The organism is Spirosoma sp. KUDC1026 (assembly GCF_013375035.1).
Classification (GTDB): domain Bacteria; phylum Bacteroidota; class Bacteroidia; order Cytophagales; family Spirosomataceae; genus Spirosoma.
Map to the genome: position 1 here is coordinate 2,289,292 of NZ_CP056032.1, position 20,014 is coordinate 2,309,305.

A 20,014-nucleotide genomic window follows, 5' to 3' on the forward strand; every position below is an offset into this window, starting at 1 on the left:
CTGCAAATACTCGGTTTATCGGCTATTTTAAAACAAGAACGAAATTTCTTAACACTCTGGTAAAACAAAAAAGCGGGCTGAGTGGCCCGCTTTTTTTGTGGTAACGACTAGATATCCACTCGGGCATATTTAGCGTTTCGTTCGATAAAGTCTCGTCGGGGGGCTACCTCATCGCCCATCAGGGTCGAGAAGACGTGATCGGCGTCGGCGGCCGACTCGACCGTAACGACTTTCAGCGTTCGGGTGTCGGGGTTCATGGTTGTGCTCCAGAGCTGCTCGGCGTTCATCTCGCCAAGACCTTTGTACCGCTGCACGCCCACGTTCTCTTCCTTCCCGCTACCGGCCAGTTCCTTCACCGCTGCTTCGCGCTGGGCTTCGGTCCAGCAGTAACGTTCTTCCTTGCCTTTCTTGATTAGGTACAGCGGTGGCTGGGCGATATAGATGTAACCATTGTCGATCAGCGATTTCATGTTCCGGTAAAACAGAGTCAGAATCAGCGTCCGGATGTGGCTGCCATCAACGTCGGCATCGGTCATGATGATAATTTTGTGATAGCGGAGCTTGTCCAGATTCATCACTGTCTCGTCATCCTTTTTCTCCAGCCGAACGCCCAGCGCCGTCCAGATATTCTTAATCTCCTCGTTTTCGTAGATCTTGTGCTCCATGGCTTTCTCTACGTTCAGGATTTTACCCCGCAGCGGCAGAATCGCCTGGAAGGCCCGGTTGCGGCCCTGTTTGGCGGTGCCACCCGCCGAGTCACCCTCTACCAGATACAGCTCGCATTTTTCCGGATCGGTATCCGAACAGTCGGCCAGTTTACCCGGCAGACCCGCCCCGCCCATGAAGTCCTTACGGTCGGTCATGATACGTTTGTAGGCCATATCAGCCGCAATACGTGCCTGCGCCGACACCAGGACTTTCTTAACGATGCCCTGCGCCGTTTTAGGGTTTTCTTCCAGCCAGGTTTCGAGCAGATCGGCCATCGTCTGGCTAACGGCGCTCACCACCTCCTGGTTACCCAGTTTCGTTTTGGTCTGGCCTTCAAACTGCGGCTCAGCTACTTTTACCGAGACAACGGCGGTTAGCCCCTTCCGGAAATCCTCGCCACTAAACGCGATCTTACCCGCATTCTTGGGCATTACGTTCGGGTTCTTGTCCGCGTAGTTTTTCAGGACCCGCGTCAGCGCCGACCGGAAGCCCTGTACGTGCGTACCACCTTCGTGCGTGTTGATGTTGTTGACGTATGACAGGACGTTCTCTCCGGCTTCGTAGTTGTAGACCAGGGCTACCTGAACGGGTGTTGCGCCTTTGGTGCTTTCCATATAAATGGGATGCATGCCGTCTAGCGCCGGACGGGTTTCGTCCAGATACTGTACGAACTCAATAAGGCCACCTTCCGAAAAGAACTCATCCTGACGCAGAGGGGCGCCCGCTTCGTCGATTTCCCGCATGTCCTGCAACAGAATTCGAATACCCTTGTTGAGGTAAGCCAGTTCGCGCAAACGGCCTGCTACGGTGTCGTATTTGTAAACCGTTTCGGTGAAAATGCTGCTGTCGGGTTTGAAATGAGTTTTGGTGCCTGTATCCGACGCATCACCAATTACCCGAACGTCGTACTGAGGGACGCCAATTTTGTATTCCTGCTCAAATATTTTGCCTTCACGGTGTACTTCTACCCGAACGTCGGTCGAGAGTGCGTTCACGCAGGAAACGCCGACTCCGTGCAGCCCACCGGAAACTTTGTAGGTATCTTTATCGAATTTACCACCAGCGTGCAGGATCGTCATGGCGATTTCCAGGGCTGATTTTCCCGTTTTAGTATTGATACCCGTCGGAATACCCCGACCGTTATCCTGTACGGTAATGGAGTTATCAGGATTGATGATAACTGAAATTTTGTCGCAATAACCCGCCAGCGCTTCGTCGATCGAATTGTCCACTACCTCCCAGATCAGGTGGTGCAGCCCACGAATACCGACGTCGCCGATATACATGGATGGACGTTTGCGAACGGCTTCCAGACCTTCAAGTACCTGAATGTTATCGGCACCGTAATTGCCTTTGGGGGCTTCGGCTGGAGCGTCTGCTTCAATCAGTTCATTGGTCATATTTGAAATCAGATAATGTCGAAGAAACTACTACGCAGTGTGTAGAAAATGGAGCCTGAAAGGCCATACTTACAGATTGTAAAAATACAAAAAAAAAGCGGCATTTCATAGCCATTCAACAAGAAAAGTGAATGGCTGAGGCAGGCGTATTCTGGCCGCTCAGGAAGAATTATTCGACGGTCAGAGCCACATTTCCCCCAGATTTATGGGTAATAGTGATGCCATTCCTTACCTCGTCGTAGGCTGGATGTGGTCCGGCCGGATTTCTCCAAAAAGTATCATTAACCAGCTGGTTACGTACTGTCGAAATTTTCCTGGTACAAACCGGCTGGAAAGCCAAAAGCCAGGTCCGCTGGAACCTGGCTTCTGGCTTTCTAGGTAAGATCGGTACTAATCTTCCGGGTATGGAATGTAAACAAAGCCCGCAAAGTCACCGTGTACGACAAACAGGCAGCAGTACTCGTCCGGCTTTTTGTAATTCTCTTTCCACAGATCAATGGATTCCGCGCCAATCAGCGCCCGTTGCACAAATTCATCAACGAAAGAGGCTTTGTAATTCCACTGATTTTCCAGCTCATTGGCACCAATCAGCAACTGCCCGACGGGAACCTCGCGCCGGGAGGCTACAAATACCGGAAACTCCGAAAAGCCCCGTTTACGGATCTGGTACGATGCTTCTTTCAGTTGGTCGGCTACTTTGACAAAATCCGACGAAATGACGCCCATCAGCTCCTTGTTTACATCGTAGGAGTTGGCGTCGTCGAGTAAGGTATTTTCGTTACTGTGGTTAATCATGTTTATGATCCGTGATGTAGATAAGCCCCCGAAGAAATCGGCTCTAGAAGCGGGCTGCCAGCAGCAGATCCAGGTCCTTGTAGCGCATGTTATACTTCCGGGCGATATAGGAGTTGGTCAGCATCCCCTTATGTGCATAAACACCTTTCATAAACCATCGGTTCGCGTACATCATCTGGTCAATGCCGCCCGTGGTGCCGGTTTCCAGCAGGAAGGGTAAAAAGATGTTACTCAGGGCCATGCTGGCTGTGTGCGATACACGGGAAGCAATGTTTGGTACGCAGTAATGAATCACTCCGGCGTGCTTGTAGGTCGGCTGTTTATGGCTGGTCATGCGCGACGTTTCGAAGTTTCCACCCTGGTCGATCGATACGTCGATAATAACCGAATCGGGTTTCATCCGGCTGATCATTTCTTCGGTCACTACAACAGGGCTGATGCCGTCTTCCGCCCGTATCGCGCCAATCACAACGTCGGCCCGCTGAATGGCTTCGGTGAGCGTATCGGAGTCGATAATGGAGGTGTAAATGTGCTGCCCGAGCGAATATTTGAGCCGCTGCAGTTTGTAGAGATGCCGGTCGAATACTTTGACGTCGGCCCCCATGCCCAGCGCGGCCCGGAGGGCATACTCGGTTACGGTACCGGCGCCCAGCATGACCACTTTCGTTGGTGGTACGCCCGTGATGCCGCCCAGAATAATCCCCCGACCATTGTCGGCGTTGCTGAGGTACTCGCCAGCAATAAGCATGACTGCACTTCCGGCAATCTCACTCATCGACCGGATGATTGGCAGACCACCGGCCTGATCCTCGATGTATTCGTAGCCAAAAGCCGTAACGCTCTTGCTGTTAATTTTTTCGAAATAGTCCCGTTCGCGGGCGGGAAGCGTCAGGGCCGATATAACCGTGCTACCTGATTTGATATGCTCGAACTCTTCGTCAACGAGGGGTTCTATTTTCAGGATCAGGTTGGCGTCGTAGACTTCTTTGGGCGAGTAGGCAATCTGGGCACCGGCTTCGCTGTATTCGCTGTCGGCGAACTTTGCTTTTTCTCCCGCGCCCTGCTCCACGATAACGTTGTGTCCGTTACGGACCAGAATAGCGACGGCTTCCGGCGTCAGCGCGATGCGGTTCTCCTGAAGAGACACCTCTTTGGGTAACCCGATGAGCAGGCTGTTCCGATTGGTTTTCAGCGCCAGGGGGGCTTCTTTCGGATACAGTGCCGTTTGTTTGGCTAATTCCTCAAATCCAGTCATGCGCTCCGGCAAAAAACAAATTGATGGGGGTTATTTTTAGGGGGTGTGTAACGTCTGTTCTGGTTGATGACGGACAAGACGTTACGATCAGACCAGGGTTGTGGTAACGGTTCGACTACCATCTGGATTGACAGCCAGTCGTACGCGGTAATAACTAGTGGGCCACAGGGCTTCGATCCGCTCCGGCCACTCAATAAAACAATAATCGCCGGAATCAAAATACTCCTCGATTCCGATATCCAGCGCTTCAGCTTCGTTCCGTAGCCGGTAACAATCAAAATGATACACCGAGTGCCCTTCGTGGGTGGTGTATTCATTAACGATCGAAAACGTTGGGCTTTGCACCATGCTGATAACGCCCAGGGCCCGGCACAGCGCTTTAATTAGCGTCGTTTTGCCCGCGCCCATATCGCCGTCGAACAACCATACCGAGCGAACGCGCCCTTCGGCCAATAGCTGATGGGCTACCTTGTCAAGTTCGTCAAGCTGTTGAAACCGGGTTGTCATGGGTACTGAATGGTTGACCGGCAAAGATACGTATTTTAAGTGGTCTGTTCCTGCTGGCGACACGCAGAAGCAAGTTAGCAGGAACCTTATTGCTGATTTACCGGGTAGATTGCCACAAAATAAGGCCAGTCTTTTGCGAAAGACTGGCCTTATTGGGTAACGACATCGCCGGAAATTCTGACGAATCTATTTCAGTTGCAGATCGTCGATGACGCGCTGTACTTTGGCTTTCAGCTGATCGTACGTAGCGTCAAACGCTTCTTTGCTTTCGAGCGGTTCGCGAACGCTGACATAGAACTTGATCTTCGGCTCCGTCCCCGACGGACGTGCCGAAACCTTCGTGCCATCGGCCGTGAAGAACTGCAGTACGTTCGACGATTCAATGCCCATTTTACCGGCTTCGATAGCGCTCGTTTCGTTGCTTTCGCTGTTAGTGCGGGTCAGCGATTTATAGTCATCGATACGTACGACGGCTGATCCGGCGATTTCTTTGGGTGGGTTTGCCCGGAAATCGGCCATCATCTGCTGAATCTCTTCGGCTCCACTCTTGCCTTTCTTCGTCAGCGAAACCAGGCTTTCGTAGTAGAAGCCGTTTTCCTGATACATCGCCATCAGCATATCGAACAGACTTTGGCCTTTGTCTTTGGCATAAGCTGTCAGCTCGGCGATCATGGCGCAGGAGGCAATGGCGTCTTTGTCGCGAACGAAGTCGCCGATCAGGTAACCGTAACTTTCTTCGCCCCCGCCAATGAACTGCTCTTTGCCTTCCAGCTCACGAATGACTTCGGCGATGTATTTGAAACCCGTCAGTGTGTTATAACAGGTAACGCCATACCGCTTACACATTTCGTCGATCAGGTCGGTCGTAACGATCGTTTTGGCGATGAATTCCTTACCCGTCAGTTTACCCGCATCTTTCCAGGCGTTGAGCAGGTAATAAATGATCAGGCTAGCCATCTGGTTACCGTTCAGTAGCTCGAACTCGCCGTGGTGGTTCCGGGCACCCGCGCCAACGCGGTCGGCGTCGGGGTCTGTCGCCATAACCAGATCGGCGTTCAGCGAATTAGCCAGATCGAGCGCCAGCTGCATCGCAGGCCGTTCTTCCGGGTTCGGCGATTTCACCGTTGGGAAGTTTCCGTCCGGTGTCGCCTGCTCTTCGACGATGTGTACATTCGTGAAGCCCAGCGCGTCCAGCGCACGAGGAACGAGCGTAATGCCGGTACCGTGAATGGGTGTGTAAACAATATTCAGATCGGCCTGCCGCTTGATCACGTCCGGATTAACGGCGTTGGATTTGATTCGCTCGATGTAAGGTGCGTCGATCTCTTCGTCGATCAGGTGAATCTTCTCGGGAACGCCCTCGAATTTAATGTCATCGACCGACGTAATCTTGTTCACCTCTTCGATAATGGCTTTGTCGTGCGGTGCTACGACCTGTGCGCCGTCGTTCCAGTATACTTTGTAGCCATTGTATTCAGGTGGGTTGTGCGACGCCGTCACAACGATACCACTCTGGCAGCCCAGTTGCCGGATGGCAAAGGACAGCTCCGGCGTTGGTCGTAGGGCGCTGAACAGGTATACTTTAATGCCGTTAGCCGTAAAAATGTCGGCAACCAGCCGGGAAAACTCAGGGCTCATCCGGCGGCTGTCGTGCGCAATCGCTACGCTGATGTCTTCGCCCGGAAAGGCCGCGTTGATGTAGTTGGAAAGCCCCTGCGTGGCTGCGCCAACCGTGTAGCGGTTCATTCGGTTGGAACCGACGCCGACAACGCCCCGCAGACCACCCGTACCAAACTCAAGATCCCGGTAAAATGAATCGGTCAGTTCGGTTGTGTTGCCCGAATCGAGCAGGTGCTGGATTGCTTCTTTGGTTTCGGCATCGTAGTTGCCCTTAAGCCACTGGTCAATGCGCTGCTGGGTTGAGGAATCGAAAGCGGTTGTCATACTCATGTGTTACTAAAAAAGATACTTGGGTTTGTGCAGACCGCACCAAATAGTCAGTCTACAAGTGGACTTAGTTGATAAAATCAAAGGTACGATGACCCGATTATTGGCGTGTATCCGGAATAAAAATTCTACTGACCGGCTAGCAGGTCTCGGCCTGCTCTGTGCGCGCTTACACGTAACGCTCCGTGATGTGCGCTGTGAGTTCACTGGTTTCGACCAATAACGGATGGCGGGGCTGGTTTAAGGCTGTTTCCAGTTCAGCGATGGTATCTTTAAACAATAGATTGACTGGAATGTCAATGGTTTCGCCCTGATTGTTCGTGTATTGAAGTTGAGGCCGAACAGTACCGCTGGCTGCCAGTACGTTGTATTGCTGCTTGGCCGTAGCCAGTTCGTCGTCAGTTGGACCGAAGGGAACAGCCTGCACCGGTAATGGATTCGCTTTCCGGTTGGCCAGTTGCGCGTCCAGGTTCGCCAAAAGCTGTTTGAGCTGGAACGTATCCTTACCCGTCCGAATCCGTTCGCGTAGCGATTGACGAATCAGGTACGTTAGCGAGTTGGCCAGGTTCAGGCCAATCTCCGCCATCTGTTTAAAAATGAGCGACGAGGGCGACATGCCCGGAATGGTGTTCGGGTCGTGCAGCAATACGTCACCGGCTGGGGTCAGGAAGCCGTCGATGCGGGAATAAACGTTGATGCCCAGCCGGGTAAAAACTTCCGAAACAGCGAGCTGAATCTTGCGGTTGTTTTCCAGACTCGTGTCGACCGGAATCCGCTTTTTGGTCGTGTTGAGCTTGTATTTCGATTCGTAATCGAAACTCGTTACGTTATAGATTTCGGTAGGAGGGAGCGCAATAGCGTTCTGATCGTCGTCCTGAATCACGCCACACGAAAACTCCTGTCCGCTGATAAACTCCTCGAACAGCACTTCATCTTCGGCGTTGATGTAGGAGAGCGTCAGATTCGGTTGCTGGCCCGAAGCCGTCAGTGCGTCGAGGGTGCTGACGAAATCCTGCGGGTGCCGGATAATATCGCCCGTCTGCTCCACCACCAGCGGGAAACTGATCCCCGATTCCAGGTTGACCATTTCCTGTGCCAGCTTGTGCTTCTCGTCGGGCATCAGCGACGACCATTCGCCCAGCTTACTCCAGCCATCGGCCTGGATGTGTACCGTAAAGAAACACTGCTCAACAGCCCGGCAGAAGTTAGTGAGGTTATCGTCGCGGACGATAGCCACGCCAATCGACGATCCCTGGTGCGGAGCTTTGACCACGATGGGCAGGCCCAGATGAGCAATCAGTGATTGAAAAAACTGGGCTTTGTCGGCCTGCTCGTATTCGTCGCGGGTGATAGTCGCCGTTTTCTTTTGCTGCCCGTTAGCCAGCGCAATCAGTTCGTTTTGCAGAATTTTGTTGATGCCCACCGCCGAGCCAAGCAGCCCCGGTCCTGTATAGGGCATTCGGTACCATTCGAGTAGGCCCTGAACTGCGCCGTCCTCACAGTTGGGGCCGTGCATGGCCAGGAAAGCAATGTCAAACTGATCCCGAAACTGCTCCGGACGTAGTATTGGTAAGCTCGCATTGAGCGTATCGTCGGCCAGCGATTCGTCGTATACCGAAAAGCCGGAGCTATCCTGCGGTAACTTGTCCCGCAGCGACATCGCGTCGAGGAAAGATGGTTCGACAAGCCGAAACTGGCCCCGTCCATCCACAAAAATCAGTACCGGCTCGAACAAGCCTTTATCCAAATTAGCCAGGGCGGTACGGCCACCCGCATACGATACCTCACGCTCCCGTGCGGGGCCACCGAAAAAAATTCCTACTCTCACTGCGTTTATGGAATGTTGCGAAGCACAAATAAACAAAAAAGCCGCCTGTTTCCGGAAACAGGCGGCTTAGGTCATATGTATTGCGAACTCAACTGCGCTCCGGTTCCGTCATGAACGGTTGAAACGCAGCTCATTAAAGGCATTGCTTCTGGTTTAGAAAGCAGGCGTGATGTTGATTGCTTCCACTTTCTTAATTTCGGGAACAGCCTTCAGGATAGCCTCTTCCAGCCCGCCCTTGAAGGTCATGGCCGACATAGGGCAGGAGCCGCAGGAACCCATCAATTCCAGCCGAACGGTTTTGTCGTCGGTAATCTCTAATATCTTTACGTTACCACCGTCGGCTGCCAGGTATGGGCGTACACTGTCGAGAGCTCGTTCGATGCGGGTAACCAATTCGTCGTTTACTATTGCCGTCTCCATGAAATCCTGTGATTTACGGTAAAATTATCATTTCCGAGTGATCTACGCAACTACTACGCGTTTTGTCTGATCCTGTGACGCGTTGCGGATTGCCACCTGCTGCGCCAGCGCTTCGGCTGCATCCTGAAACGCTTCGGTAGCCACGGGTTCGCCCATGCTGATAGCGGGTCGACCTTCATCGCCGGCTTCGCGGATGCTCTGCACCAGCGGAATCTGACCCAGCAGCGGTACATCGAACTGATCAGCCAGTTGCTGACCACCCCCTTTGCCAAAAATATAATACTTGTGGTCTGGGAGCTCAGCCGGGGTGAAATACGACATATTCTCGATCACGCCCAGTACCGGTACGTTGATCTGCGGCTGACGAAACATCGCCAAGCCCTTAGTGGCATCGGCCAGCGCCACTTTCTGCGGAGTCGTTACGATGATGGCTCCGGTTACCGGTACGGTCTGTACCAGCGTCAGGTGAATATCGCCGGTACCTGGCGGCAGGTCGATCAGTAGGTAGTCCAGTTCACCCCAGTCGGCATCGGAGAAAAACTGCTGCAGGGCGCGACCAGCCATAGTCCCCCGCCAGATAATGGCCTGACCCGGTGCTACCAGCAGACCCATCGACAACATCTTGATACCGAACTGCCGGATGGGTTCCATGCGCGTTACGCCGTCGACCTGAAAGACGCGGGGTTGAATATCTTCCGCGCCAAACATGGTTGGCATGGACGGTCCGTAAATATCGGCGTCGATGATACCCACCTTGGCGCCTGATTTATGCAGGGCAATGGCCAAGTTCGCCGTAACGGTCGATTTGCCTACGCCACCTTTCCCCGACGACACAGCAATGATATTTTTGACTCCGGGCAGGGTAGGGGTATTACTACGCGTCGAGGTAACATCCGACACCATGTTGATGGAAATCTGAATATCGGCACCAATGTGGGCGTGGATCGCATCTTCGCACCGTTTCCGGATAACTTCTTTCAGTGGGCAGGCGGGGGTGGTCAGGACAACCGTAAACTTAACCGAGCCAATACCCAGCGTTATATCTTTGACCATATCCAGCGAGACCAGATCGCGTTTCAGGTCAGGCTCCTCAACGGTGCTTAAGGCTTGTAAAACAGATTCTTTCGATAATCGGTAATCAGACATAGTGCTAAAAAGAGAAAAGAGGAGATGAGGAGGGAGAGACGGGAAATTCTAGACGAATATCCCTTCTCCTTCTTCCCTTTCCTCTTTTCTCCCCCAGTTTAAACGACTTCGTACGTCGGTCAGTTCCGCCGACATATCCACGAACTTGGATATATTTTCCAGTTTCGTCTGCAAGTTCATCAAAAACTGGCGATGGGCACCGGAGTGTTCGCCATAAAGTGGCCGATGCTGTAAGGCTTTACGAATACCAGACCACTCGCTGATGAACTGACGAAGCCCGGTATCAAACGCACTTTCGGCAAATTTACCGAAGATATAGTCATGCGCCTGCGCGTTCGGATGAATCAGGTCGGCTTCGTAAAAACGGTAATCGCGCAGATCGTCCATCATGAGTTCGTAGGCCGGGAAATAATGTACGCCCTTATGCCAGGTCGTTAACTCATGCGTCAGGACACGTAGCATCGACTTGCTGACCTGATTAGTGGGTAATGTATCGCGGGTGTGCCGCACCGGACTAACCGTCAGCAGTACGTTCAGGGCTGGATTAGCCTTGCGTAGTGTTTTTAGTAACCCTGTCAGTTCGTCGCGTACATGATCGATCTGGTACAGGTACTTTTCGAACAGCGAACCAGGCATTTTGTGGCAATTGGCCACGACTTTGCCCGATTCAATGTATCGATAAACGACCGCCGTCCCCAACGTTACCAACAGAACATCGGCCTGTCGGAGCGCGTCGGCGGTTTGGTGTAATACGTGAAGCAGTTTCTCCCGAAGTTCATCCTTCGTTGCCGCAAACAGCGACGAGTGAAAATCATAATGGAACCAGATGCCGTCGCGCTCAACATAGTGACTATCTGCTGGCTCGGCCCCCGTCAGCGCCATTGTGAGAAGTTTGTTGATCGAAACCGGATTGAAGATCGTACCGAATGGGTTGTTCAGGACTGCCAGTTTGTTATCGCTAAGTCGCTGGCCCATTACGTCGGCAAAGCACGATCCGATGGTCACAATACGGCTGTTCAGGCTGATCTGAAAAGAGAGTGTTTCGGGCGAAAGTTCGGTATGAAACTGCATACTTAATAAACACAAAAACGGACTGATTAGGTCCGTTTTACAGAGAAATTTCCATTATGCAACTATCTGATTATTAGTTCATAAGGAGCTTTAATAGTGCTTTATTACTGGCTTCTTCATTAAATACAGCTTCCACTTCAATTCGAAAACCTGCTACAATTTTTGATTCAACTTCTTGCTGAATCTTAAACGTATTTTCCAGAGTGAAAGTCTCTAAATCTACATCGAGAATGTACTGCTCAATGAGTTGCTTACGAGTATCTACAATCCAGTATTCCTGCACTCCATGTGCGGCATAGTCATTGTATTTGACACCCCGATCAATTTTTTCTGTGCTCTTCGAAAGTACTTCAACAACTAGATCAGGAGCCGGAAACTGCATCATTTCGCTTCCGAATGTTTGTGACCGTTCTGTATTCCAAAAGCAGACATCAGGTTCATAATCATTACGTGTCAGCGAAATCATTGCCTTCTCCGAAGCAACACGACCTAGCTTGTGCTTGATAACATATGCTTTAAGAAGACTATACAAATTGCCGACTGCTACCCAGTGGCGTTCTTTAACAGGAGAATGCATCACAATAGCTCCGTTAATAAATTCGGCTTTGTGATCTTCATTTACCCAGTCATAAAATTGCTGCCGCTGATGGGCTTCGTCGCGCAAAACAGTCTCAGCCTGCTGCATCAACAATTTTATATTAGGGGCTTCCAGTAACTGTTCAAGATCAAGGCTGGCCATTGTAACGGTCTGTTTACCCAAATATAACAAAAAAGCGGTCTGCCAGGCTAACCCGGCAGACCGCTGTATGCTTGTTGCTTATCGACTATTCTGCCGACACAACTTCAAACTTCACCGTGTGCTTCACGTCTTTGTGCAGATCGATCAGCGCTTCGTAGGTACCCAGCGTTTTCACGTCGTCAACCGAAATTTTCTTCCGGTCGATGTCGAAGCCTTTTTCGCGCAGGGCATCAGCTACCTGCGTGTTGGTTACACGACCGAAAATTTTGCCGCTGTCACCCGCTTTCGCTGGGATCGTCAGGGTCAGATCACCGATGTTGTCAGCAATTGACTGAGCGTCATTTTTGATCTTCTCGGCTTTGTGCGCTGCCTGGCGAACGTTTTCTGCAACGATCTTTTTGTTCGAATCGGTTGCCATTACTGCAAATCCCTGAGGAATCAGGTAATTGCGGCCGTAACCGGGCTTCACCGTAACGGTGTCGTTCTTATAGCCCAGACCGGCGATATCAGTTTTTAAAATGATTTCCATTGATCTATAAAGTTTGGCGATCCGGCGATGCAAGCACCGCCTGACAATTATTTCAGTGAATCCCCTACGTATGGCAGGATAGCCAGATGGCGAGCGCGTTTAACGGCCTGAGCCACTTTACGCTGGTTTTTCAGGCTCGTACCGGTCAGCCGGCGAGGCAGAATTTTGCCTTGCTCGTTGAGCAGTTTCAGCAGGAAATTGCCGTCTTTGTAGTCAATGTATTTAATGCCGGCTTTCTTGAAGCGGTCGTATTTTTTGCGGTTCTCGGTTTTCGAGATCGATTCGTTTTGCAGACTCATGATTACTTGGCCTCCCCGGCGTTTTCGGTTTGTTTTTTCTTACCCACTAAGCCATTCCGTTTCCGGTCGTTGTAAGCAACAGCGTGCTTGTCGAGCGAAACCGTCAGGTGACGGATGATACGTTCATCACGTAGATACTCGGTGTTGAGTTTCTCGATGATGGTACCGGGAGCCTTGAACTCGAAGAGTTGGTAGTAACCCGTGTTTTTGTGCTGGATAGGGTATGCCAGTTTGCGCAGACCCATATTTTCTTCGTGAACGAGCTCCGCACCGTTGTCGGTCAGCACTTTGCGGAACTTGTCAACGGCGTCCTTCATCTGAGCATCAGATAAAACGGGAGTTAAAATGAACACCGTTTCGTAGTTATTGGGAAACATTGTGTAATTGGTTTGAAATGAGGGCGCAAAGGTAAGGAAAAAGGAGAAAGGGTGCAAGGGGAGGTGGGAAATTTTAGGAGGAAAAGAGGAGGGGAGGAAGGAGAAAAGGGATTGCTGACGCACAGTTCCTTTCCTCCTTCCTCCCCTTCTCCTTTATTTAACAGTAAACCCGCCTTCACCGATGCGGAAACCTTCACAGTAGAGTTCGATGGTGTAGGTACCGGGTTTGAAACGCTGTCCACCCCGCCCATAAATGACGTTGATTTGCTGGCGGCTGTTATCAAAATCAAAGCGCTGCATGGCCGTATAAATTGTCGGCTGACTGTTGTAGATAAACTCACCGGAGCCGGTAGCCATATCGGAGAGAATAGCCCCGTTGGGGTCCAGAATTCGGATAAACAACTCTTTCGACTCCTGACGGGCCAGCCCATTGGGGGCCAGCCGGATGGCAAGGTGGAGCTTGTCAATCTGCTTCGCCCGGAAACTGTCGCCCTCTCGTTCGCGCCCGTTGTCGTTGATTGCCGTCACCGTAACGTTCTCGGCCCGCAGGGCGGCTGCGATGCTTACTTTTTCGCTTAGCTCCTGATTACGGGTAATAATGGACTGCACCGAATCACTCAGCGACTGGCGTTCGGCTTTCAGACCCGTGTTTTCCTGGCGTAATGAATCGTTTACCTGATTCAGCTGCCCGTTTTCGGTAGACAGGCGGGTCAGCTCCTGATCTTTCTGGGCTAGCAGCGACTGGTAATTACGAATCTTCTGATCGTATTTTTTGCTGTCGAACGCATTAACGTTACGTAGGGCCTCCTTGTCGCGTTCAAGCTGCTCACGTATTTTGAGCAATGAGTCGACACTGCCGCCCAACTGCTGTATGGCAGCAATTTTCGTGTCCAGTTGAGTGGCAATTGAATCGAGCTTGGTGCGGGCCGACAGGACTTCTTCCGTTTTAACGGCGATGGCCGCGTCCTTCGATTTATTTTCCTGCCGCTCCTGAAACCAGAAATAAAACAAGAGAATATTCAGAAAGGCCAGGATGAGCAGGGCAACAAGCAGGTAATTTCGACTGGTGTTTTTAGGTTGAGGACGAGGTTCAAGTAAAGCCATACACGATTCAAAAACAGTTGGGTCGCGGGGTAACGCGGAGAACTAATACAACGAATTGTTTATTGTACTAGACACGCAGTCCGGGGTTTTTCGGCCAAAAACTACGCCTTTCTGCGTAGTTCTCAAACCGAATACCTTACAAACCGCCTGACTGGCTAATTTGTCACAGTTTGCCTATTTTTATGATTACCGAGAATATTCAGCTGATTGAGCGCGAGTTAGCCGGTAAAGCTCGACTAATTGCCGTTACGAAAACCAAGCCGGTTTCCATGCTCCGGGAAGCCTACGACGCAGGAAGTCGGTTGTTTGGCGAAAATAAAGTGCAGGAGATGGCCGAGAAACAGACGCAGCTTCCGGCTGATGTCCAGTGGCACATGATTGGTCACCTGCAGAGTAACAAGGTGAAATACATGGCCGGTTTCGTTACGTTGATCCACTCAGTCGACAGCCTGAAGCTGCTGCAGGAAATCAACCGGCAGGCGGCCAAGCACGATCGTACTATCGACTGCCTGCTGCAAATCCACATTGCTACCGAAGAAACCAAGTTTGGTCTCTCGGCCGATGAAGCCCAGGAATTACTCAATGCGCCCGAACTGGATCAGCTACCCAATATCCGGATAGTCGGACTGATGGGACTGGCGTCGAACACCGACAATCAGGACCAGGTTCGGCAGGAGTTCCGGGGGCTGAAAGAATTATTCGACCGGCTGGCAACCATTCAGCGGCCTATGCTTGATTTCCGGGAGCTATCGATGGGCATGAGTGGTGATTATCGCATTGCTGTGGAGGAGGGGAGTACACTGGTTCGGGTGGGGAGTGCTATTTTTGGGGCTCGATAGCACATTGACTACGCATTTAAACCGGGCGGTCGCGTCCGAATAACTACCATGAAATTCTTTATTCAGGCGGGGGCTATACTTGGTTTACTAGGTGTAGGTCTCGGTGCTTTCGGGGCTCATGCCCTACGTACCATGCTCGAAGCCTCGGGTCGGGCTGCTACGTTCGAAACGGCGGTAAAATATCAGTTCTACCACGCACTGGCTCTGGTGCTGATAGGCGTACTGATGCAGGTGTTCGGTACTAATCCCACGGCGGTGAAGCTGCTGGGCTGGGCTGGCTACTCCTTTCTGGGCGGTGTCCTAGTCTTTTCCGGCTCGTTGTATCTGCTCTGTTTTACGGGCGTTACCTGGCTGGGCGCGATTACGCCCCTGGGCGGACTGGCTATGCTGGCGGGCTGGGCCTTGCTATTTTGGGCATTTCTGTGAAAAAATTAGGTAGAACAGCGTTACGTTCGGAGTAGGTCATCGTCCGAAGCCTGTAACCTTGACTACAATGCTGAATATTGATCCGTACATGTATCACCTGGCCGTCTGGCTGATTACGCTTGGTCTGGCCGTCGCCTTCGGGTTCCTGCTCGGAACGATCCTGAACGAGCGTCGTCCGGTACAGCCGCTGCAGTCAAAGCGGAAATCGTCCTGGGTGAGACCGTAACTTGTAACGTAACCGTTTGCGGCCCCGGTAGCACTCGCTGCCGGGGCTTTTGTGTGTCATAATCAGTCGTATAGCCGGAAATCGGTAGCTCGTTCACGATGGACCGGGCGGTGAGCAGACATTCCGTTCCTGCCCGAACTTTCGTACCTTTGCTGACGTATTTCTATACAGAGTACAATAGACGGATCATTCATCCAGATGAATATAAATCAAGAAACCGCCCGCCGGCGGACATTTGCTATCATTAGTCACCCGGATGCCGGGAAAACCACGCTGACCGAAAAGCTGCTTTTGTTCGGGGGCGCTATCCAGACCGCTGGGGCCGTTAAATCCAACAAGATCAAGAAGTCGGCTACGTCGGACTTTATGGAGATCGAGAAGCAGCGTGGTATCTCGGTGGCTACGTCGGTGATGACGTTTGAATACGACAATTTAAAAATTAACATCCTTGACACCCCTGGTCACAAGGATTTTGCGGAAGATACGTACCGGACGCTGACCGCCGTGGACAGCGTTATCCTGGTAATCGACTGCGTAAAAGGCGTTGAGGAACAGACCGAGCGGCTCATGGAGGTCTGTCGCATGCGTGATACGCCGGTCATTATTTTTATCAATAAACTGGACCGCGAAGGCCAGAACCCGTTCGACCTGCTGGACGAACTAGAAGAGAAACTGAACATCCGGGTTCGCCCCATGACCTGGCCTGTCAACATGGGATCAGACTTTAAGGGGGTGTATAGCCTGATCGAGAAAAAGTTATATTTCTTTAAAGTCAACAAAACCAAAGTTGAGGACGACGTATTGCCGATCGAACTGAGCGACAATCTGCTCGACGAGAAAGTTGGCGAGCGCGATGCCGCTCAACTCCGGGAGGACGTTGAACTGATTGAAGGGGTGTATGACGCGTTTGACCGGCAGGCTTACCTCGACGGCAAACTAGCCCCTGTATTCTTCGGGTCGGCGGTAAACAACTTCGGGGTTAAAGAACTGCTCGAAGGGTTCTGTGGTATTTCGCCCGAACCTATTGCGCGGCCAACCGACAAACGAGAAGTATTGCCGGGTGAGAAAAACTTCAGCGGATTCGTTTTCAAGATTCACGCCAACCTCGACCCCCGCCACCGCGACCGGATCGCGTTCCTGCGTATCTGCTCGGGCGTATTCGAACGGAATAAGTTTTACCACCACACGCGGCTTGACAAGAACGTACGCTTCGCCAGCCCGTTTTCGTTTATGGCCGACAGTAAAAGCGTACTCGAAGAAGGCTTTCCCGGCGACGTGGTGGGGCTGTACGATACCGGTACGTTCAAAATCGGTGATACGCTGACCGAAGGGGAAGAGTTGAAATTCCAGGGAATTCCGAGCTTTTCGCCGGAGATCTTTAAGGAACTGGTCAACCTGGACCCGATGAAGTCGAAGCAGTTGGATAAGGGTATTCAGCAGCTGACCGACGAGGGCGTTGCTCAGTTGTTCAACCTGGATCTTGGCAACCGTAAATTCGTCGGGACCGTTGGTGAACTTCAGTTTGACGTAATTCAGTACCGTCTCGAGCACGAATACGGCGCCAAATGTCGCTGGGTGCCACTGAACTACACGAAAGCCTGCTGGCTAACAGCTGAGGACCCCGCCAAGCTAGCCGAGTTTATCCGGCTGAAAGGTAACCAGATTGCCTACGATAAGGATAAGAACCCGGTGTTCCTGGCTGAGTCGGACTGGATTCTGCGGATGAACCAGCAAAATAATCCGGATATTCAGTTCCATCTGACATCGGAGTTTCAGGTAGCAGCCTAAACTGGATTTGTGCCGATTCCGAAAACTACTCGCGTTGCGTCGTGTTATATCTGTATAAGCAAGACGATTGGCTGCTGTAGGCCAGTTGTTTTCTAAACGCAACGCTATGAAAAACGTAATTGGAATCATCATCACCAGTCTGCTACTAACGGCAGGTTCAGCACTAGCCCAGCAGGCTAGTAATCCCGCTGCCGGAACCAGTGTGGCTGGAACGGGTAATACGGCCGAACAATATAATGCTGCAGCCGGGCGCCCAACACAGGGCGGTACGTCAAGTCCTGCCAGCGCAACTAGCGCAAACGGGATGACCCCAACGGCTGGAACGGGAAATACACTGGATCAGAATCAGGCCGTAAGTGCAGGATCTCCCGTGCCCGGAACGGCTCCCGTCGAAACTAAAACGAAGACCGATAACACGCACAGTGTGATCAGCGGTCATTCAACGGACGTGAAAGCCAAAAAGCGAAACCCGAAGAAAAAGAATACCGAGCAACGCAGTCAACCTTAAAAACTGCCCGCTGAATTTGTTCAGCGGGCAGTTTTGTAACTGGGTGATAACAAAAGTTGAGTAAGTCAGTTTAGTCTATCGAGTTAACAAAAACTTAAATCAACAAGGTTATGAAAACGATGTTCGTTGCCGCTATAGCGGTCATGATGATGTCGGGTGCGGCTTTTGCGCAGGACGACATGAAAAAAGAAGCAAAAATGGCCCACAAGGAGATGAAAAAAGAGGCCAAAGAAATGAAAAAAGACGCCAAGCGTGCTGGTAACGACACGAAAGCGGACGCGGCTAAAGAAATGAAAAAAGAGCACAAAGAGATGAAGAAAGAAGCGAAGAAAATGGATAACAACCGTTAATTCCACTTCATTCGATACTCAAAAAGCCTGTCCAATCGCTAAAAAGTGATTAGACAGGCTTTTTCGTTGATTCCTGTTTTGGTAAGCGGATGGAAAGGAATCAAAGAAGTATTGGTAGGACTGTAGCCGAAGTAACGCTATCGAACCAGGATCAATGTCTTTACCGTAATACCCGCGCAACCACATCCGTAAACGTAGCCGTCTGGTTTTGCTGATCTTTCGTTGAAACCTGTTCCCGGAGCTTTAAGCGCGTGTAGACGTGAAACTCCGAGTCGATCATCTCGACCTCAATGGGCTGTCCGGTGGCCGTTTTCGTGCCGCGATAAATAAGTACGGCACTGACCGGGTCAGCCGCCGGGTCTTTCTTCGATTTGTAGACTTTCAGACTACAGTCGGTCGGTAGTGTAATTCCTTTTTCCAGACCCTTCCGCGTTACGTTCAGTACTGTTTCCAGCTGTTGCAGAGTTTCCTGCGGACGGAAGTGGTAATAAAATTTATCCTCACCAGCCGGTTGTTCGGTATCAATGTAGCCCAGCATAGGGCCGAATACGCCGATCAGCGAAAGCGACTTATCCGACGGAATAATGATAGGGTCGACAAGCAGAATGTTACGGGGCGCTAATCGACTGGCGAAATAACCCGACGCGACCAGTTCCAGCAGCAACGCCCCGCTTGTAGACGACCCCAACAGGCTGATGTTCTGGTACCCCGCCCGAACCAACTGTTCGTACTCAGTCGTGATGGCGGCCTGCCAGTCCTGCCAGGTCGATTTCTTGAACTCCTCGTAGCTACGGCCATGCCCTCCCAGCAGCACCTGTGAGAGATAGAAATCGGTACGTCCGTTGGCCCAGGCCCGGAACTCGTCCCACTCGAAGGTCGAGGCTGAATAGCCGTGGCAGGCAATGATGACAGGTTTCCGGGCCTGTTCGGCAGTAGGGGCAGGAATGGCTTTCGATACGAGATAGCGTTCGGGATTATACAGCGACGGGTCGAAGAACGTACCACTGTCGAGCATCTCGTTGGTAATGGTCGGTTCGGGAGAGCAGGCCAGACCAACAACCAGCAGCAGCAGGAACGGGAGTAGTGTTTTCATAGCGTGGTTTATTTTCTCAATACGTTCCAGGTGATACTCGTCTGCACAAAAACGGGGTAGAGCGTTCCCGGCCCCGTTACTCCAGCTCCTGTTAGCAGGTTATAGCCAATCGAGCCGTTGATCTTGAGCGGAAAATTGGGGCAGTAGCAAAGCCCAAGTTCCGGCGATGCCAGCATAGATGTGCTGGGAAGGTCGTCAAAAATAGCATTGCCATACTGAGCCGAAAAATAGCCGACGTTAGCCCGGACAACCGGCTGAATCAACCAGTTTGGCCGGAAATAGTACCCAACCGTGGCCAGATAATTGTCCTGCTGAATGGCGTTGGAGCCAAGCGCTGTACCTAGTCGGGACGTAACGTAGCTGGCTCCGAGATACAGGCGTTGCCTGGCTAGTTTGGCGTGGGTATACTGAAACGTAACGCCGTTTTCGGTGTATAGATTAACCGTCTTCTGAAACCGGATCCCTATGTCCAGAATACCCGACCGTTGCGGTAGCATCGTCTGCCCAAAAGAGGCCGTCGTTAACAGCCAAATGAGCAAGATACGTATCAGGCCGGATGACCTTACTGAAAGATTAAGTGACATAAAGGGGATAGGTTGGTGATAAATGGCTGTAAACGAATTGAATACGTGTGTGGTAGGCGCAAAATACAAGAGTGA

General features: G+C 51.6%; 22 protein-coding genes. 6 read left to right on the forward strand and 16 right to left on the reverse strand.

Translation table 11 applies throughout. The annotated features are described in order from the left end of the window. Positions 1-107: 107 nt before the first annotated feature. The 14 genes from gyrB to HU175_RS09650 form a co-directional block, all read right to left on the reverse strand. On the reverse strand, positions 108-2,108 hold the full coding sequence (gene gyrB / locus HU175_RS09585) for a DNA topoisomerase (ATP-hydrolyzing) subunit B (RefSeq protein WP_176566382.1): 2,001 nt from the start codon (positions 2,106-2,108) through the stop codon (positions 108-110). A 390-nt stretch (positions 2,109-2,498) separates the two neighbouring features. Then, positions 2,499-2,903 carry a hypothetical protein gene (locus HU175_RS09590; RefSeq protein WP_176566383.1) on the reverse strand — a complete coding sequence of 135 codons (405 nt, stop codon included), beginning with the start codon at positions 2,901-2,903 and terminating at the stop codon, positions 2,499-2,501. 43 nt (positions 2,904-2,946) lie between these two features. Beyond that, a complete protein-coding gene (locus HU175_RS09595; RefSeq protein ID WP_176566384.1) occupies positions 2,947-4,158 on the reverse strand; it encodes an alanine dehydrogenase in 1,212 nt (403 codons plus the stop codon). Between the two features lie 87 nt (positions 4,159-4,245). Then, the gene (tsaE, locus tag HU175_RS09600; protein ID WP_176566385.1) at positions 4,246-4,665 is read right to left on the reverse strand and encodes a tRNA (adenosine(37)-N6)-threonylcarbamoyltransferase complex ATPase subunit type 1 TsaE; all 420 of its coding nucleotides are present in this window, start codon (positions 4,663-4,665) and stop codon (positions 4,246-4,248) included. A gap of 186 nt (positions 4,666-4,851) precedes the next feature. Then, a complete protein-coding gene (locus HU175_RS09605; protein WP_176566386.1) occupies positions 4,852-6,609 on the reverse strand; it encodes a phospho-sugar mutase in 1,758 nt (585 codons plus the stop codon). A 172-nt stretch (positions 6,610-6,781) separates the two neighbouring features. After that, positions 6,782-8,440 (reverse strand): D-alanine--D-alanine ligase, encoded by a 1,659-nt coding sequence (locus HU175_RS09610; RefSeq protein WP_176566387.1) that lies wholly within the window; start codon positions 8,438-8,440, stop codon positions 6,782-6,784. Positions 8,441-8,593: 153 nt separating this feature from the next. Beyond that, entirely contained in the window at positions 8,594-8,860 is a 267-nt protein-coding gene (locus HU175_RS09615; protein WP_176566388.1) for a NifU family protein, read from the reverse strand. A 42-nt stretch (positions 8,861-8,902) separates the two neighbouring features. After that, positions 8,903-10,006 (reverse strand): Mrp/NBP35 family ATP-binding protein, encoded by a 1,104-nt coding sequence (locus HU175_RS09620; RefSeq protein WP_176566389.1) that lies wholly within the window; start codon positions 10,004-10,006, stop codon positions 8,903-8,905. A gap of 48 nt (positions 10,007-10,054) precedes the next feature. Then, entirely contained in the window at positions 10,055-11,077 is a 1,023-nt protein-coding gene (locus tag HU175_RS09625) for a GSCFA domain-containing protein (protein WP_176566390.1), read from the reverse strand. Between the two features lie 73 nt (positions 11,078-11,150). Further along, positions 11,151-11,816, reverse strand: coding sequence for a Uma2 family endonuclease (locus HU175_RS09630; RefSeq protein ID WP_176566391.1), 666 nt, complete (start codon positions 11,814-11,816; stop codon positions 11,151-11,153). An 85-nt stretch (positions 11,817-11,901) separates the two neighbouring features. Next, complete coding sequence (gene rplI / locus HU175_RS09635; RefSeq protein WP_176566392.1) at positions 11,902-12,345, reverse strand: 50S ribosomal protein L9; 444 nt, start codon at positions 12,343-12,345, stop codon at positions 11,902-11,904. A gap of 47 nt (positions 12,346-12,392) precedes the next feature. Next, positions 12,393-12,644, reverse strand: a complete 252-nt coding sequence (gene rpsR / locus HU175_RS09640; RefSeq protein ID WP_176566393.1) for a 30S ribosomal protein S18 — start codon at positions 12,642-12,644, stop codon at positions 12,393-12,395. Between the two features lie 2 nt (positions 12,645-12,646). After that, a complete protein-coding gene (gene rpsF / locus HU175_RS09645) occupies positions 12,647-13,021 on the reverse strand; it encodes a 30S ribosomal protein S6 (RefSeq protein WP_176566394.1) in 375 nt (124 codons plus the stop codon). Between the two features lie 153 nt (positions 13,022-13,174). Then, the gene (locus tag HU175_RS09650; protein ID WP_176566395.1) at positions 13,175-14,125 is read right to left on the reverse strand and encodes a hypothetical protein; all 951 of its coding nucleotides are present in this window, start codon (positions 14,123-14,125) and stop codon (positions 13,175-13,177) included. A gap of 182 nt (positions 14,126-14,307) precedes the next feature. Here HU175_RS09650 and HU175_RS09655 point away from each other — a divergent pair, with 182 nt between their 5' ends. From HU175_RS09655 to HU175_RS09680, 6 genes are all read left to right on the forward strand, one after another. Continuing rightward, the gene (locus HU175_RS09655; RefSeq protein ID WP_176566396.1) at positions 14,308-14,964 is read left to right on the forward strand and encodes a YggS family pyridoxal phosphate-dependent enzyme; all 657 of its coding nucleotides are present in this window, start codon (positions 14,308-14,310) and stop codon (positions 14,962-14,964) included. 48 nt (positions 14,965-15,012) lie between these two features. After that, positions 15,013-15,390 (forward strand): DUF423 domain-containing protein, encoded by a 378-nt coding sequence (locus HU175_RS09660; RefSeq protein ID WP_176566397.1) that lies wholly within the window; start codon positions 15,013-15,015, stop codon positions 15,388-15,390. 67 nt (positions 15,391-15,457) lie between these two features. Further along, on the forward strand, positions 15,458-15,616 hold the full coding sequence (locus HU175_RS09665) for a hypothetical protein (protein WP_176566398.1): 159 nt from the start codon (positions 15,458-15,460) through the stop codon (positions 15,614-15,616). Positions 15,617-15,814: 198 nt separating this feature from the next. Then, positions 15,815-17,404 carry a peptide chain release factor 3 gene (locus tag HU175_RS09670; RefSeq protein ID WP_176566399.1) on the forward strand — a complete coding sequence of 530 codons (1,590 nt, stop codon included), beginning with the start codon at positions 15,815-15,817 and terminating at the stop codon, positions 17,402-17,404. Between the two features lie 106 nt (positions 17,405-17,510). Beyond that, entirely contained in the window at positions 17,511-17,912 is a 402-nt protein-coding gene (locus HU175_RS09675) for a hypothetical protein (RefSeq protein WP_176566400.1), read from the forward strand. A 110-nt stretch (positions 17,913-18,022) separates the two neighbouring features. Continuing rightward, positions 18,023-18,262: a hypothetical protein gene (locus tag HU175_RS09680; protein WP_176566401.1), complete on the forward strand. Its 240-nt coding sequence runs from the start codon at positions 18,023-18,025 to the stop codon at positions 18,260-18,262. 160 nt (positions 18,263-18,422) lie between these two features. On the opposite strand, the gene HU175_RS09685 is transcribed toward HU175_RS09680, so the two are convergent. Together HU175_RS09685 and HU175_RS09690 are read right to left on the reverse strand one after the other, a co-directional pair. Next, the gene (locus HU175_RS09685) at positions 18,423-19,355 is read right to left on the reverse strand and encodes an alpha/beta hydrolase (protein ID WP_176566402.1); all 933 of its coding nucleotides are present in this window, start codon (positions 19,353-19,355) and stop codon (positions 18,423-18,425) included. An 8-nt stretch (positions 19,356-19,363) separates the two neighbouring features. Further along, complete coding sequence (locus HU175_RS09690) at positions 19,364-19,939, reverse strand: hypothetical protein (RefSeq protein ID WP_228724384.1); 576 nt, start codon at positions 19,937-19,939, stop codon at positions 19,364-19,366. Between the last annotated feature and the right edge of the window lie 75 nt (positions 19,940-20,014).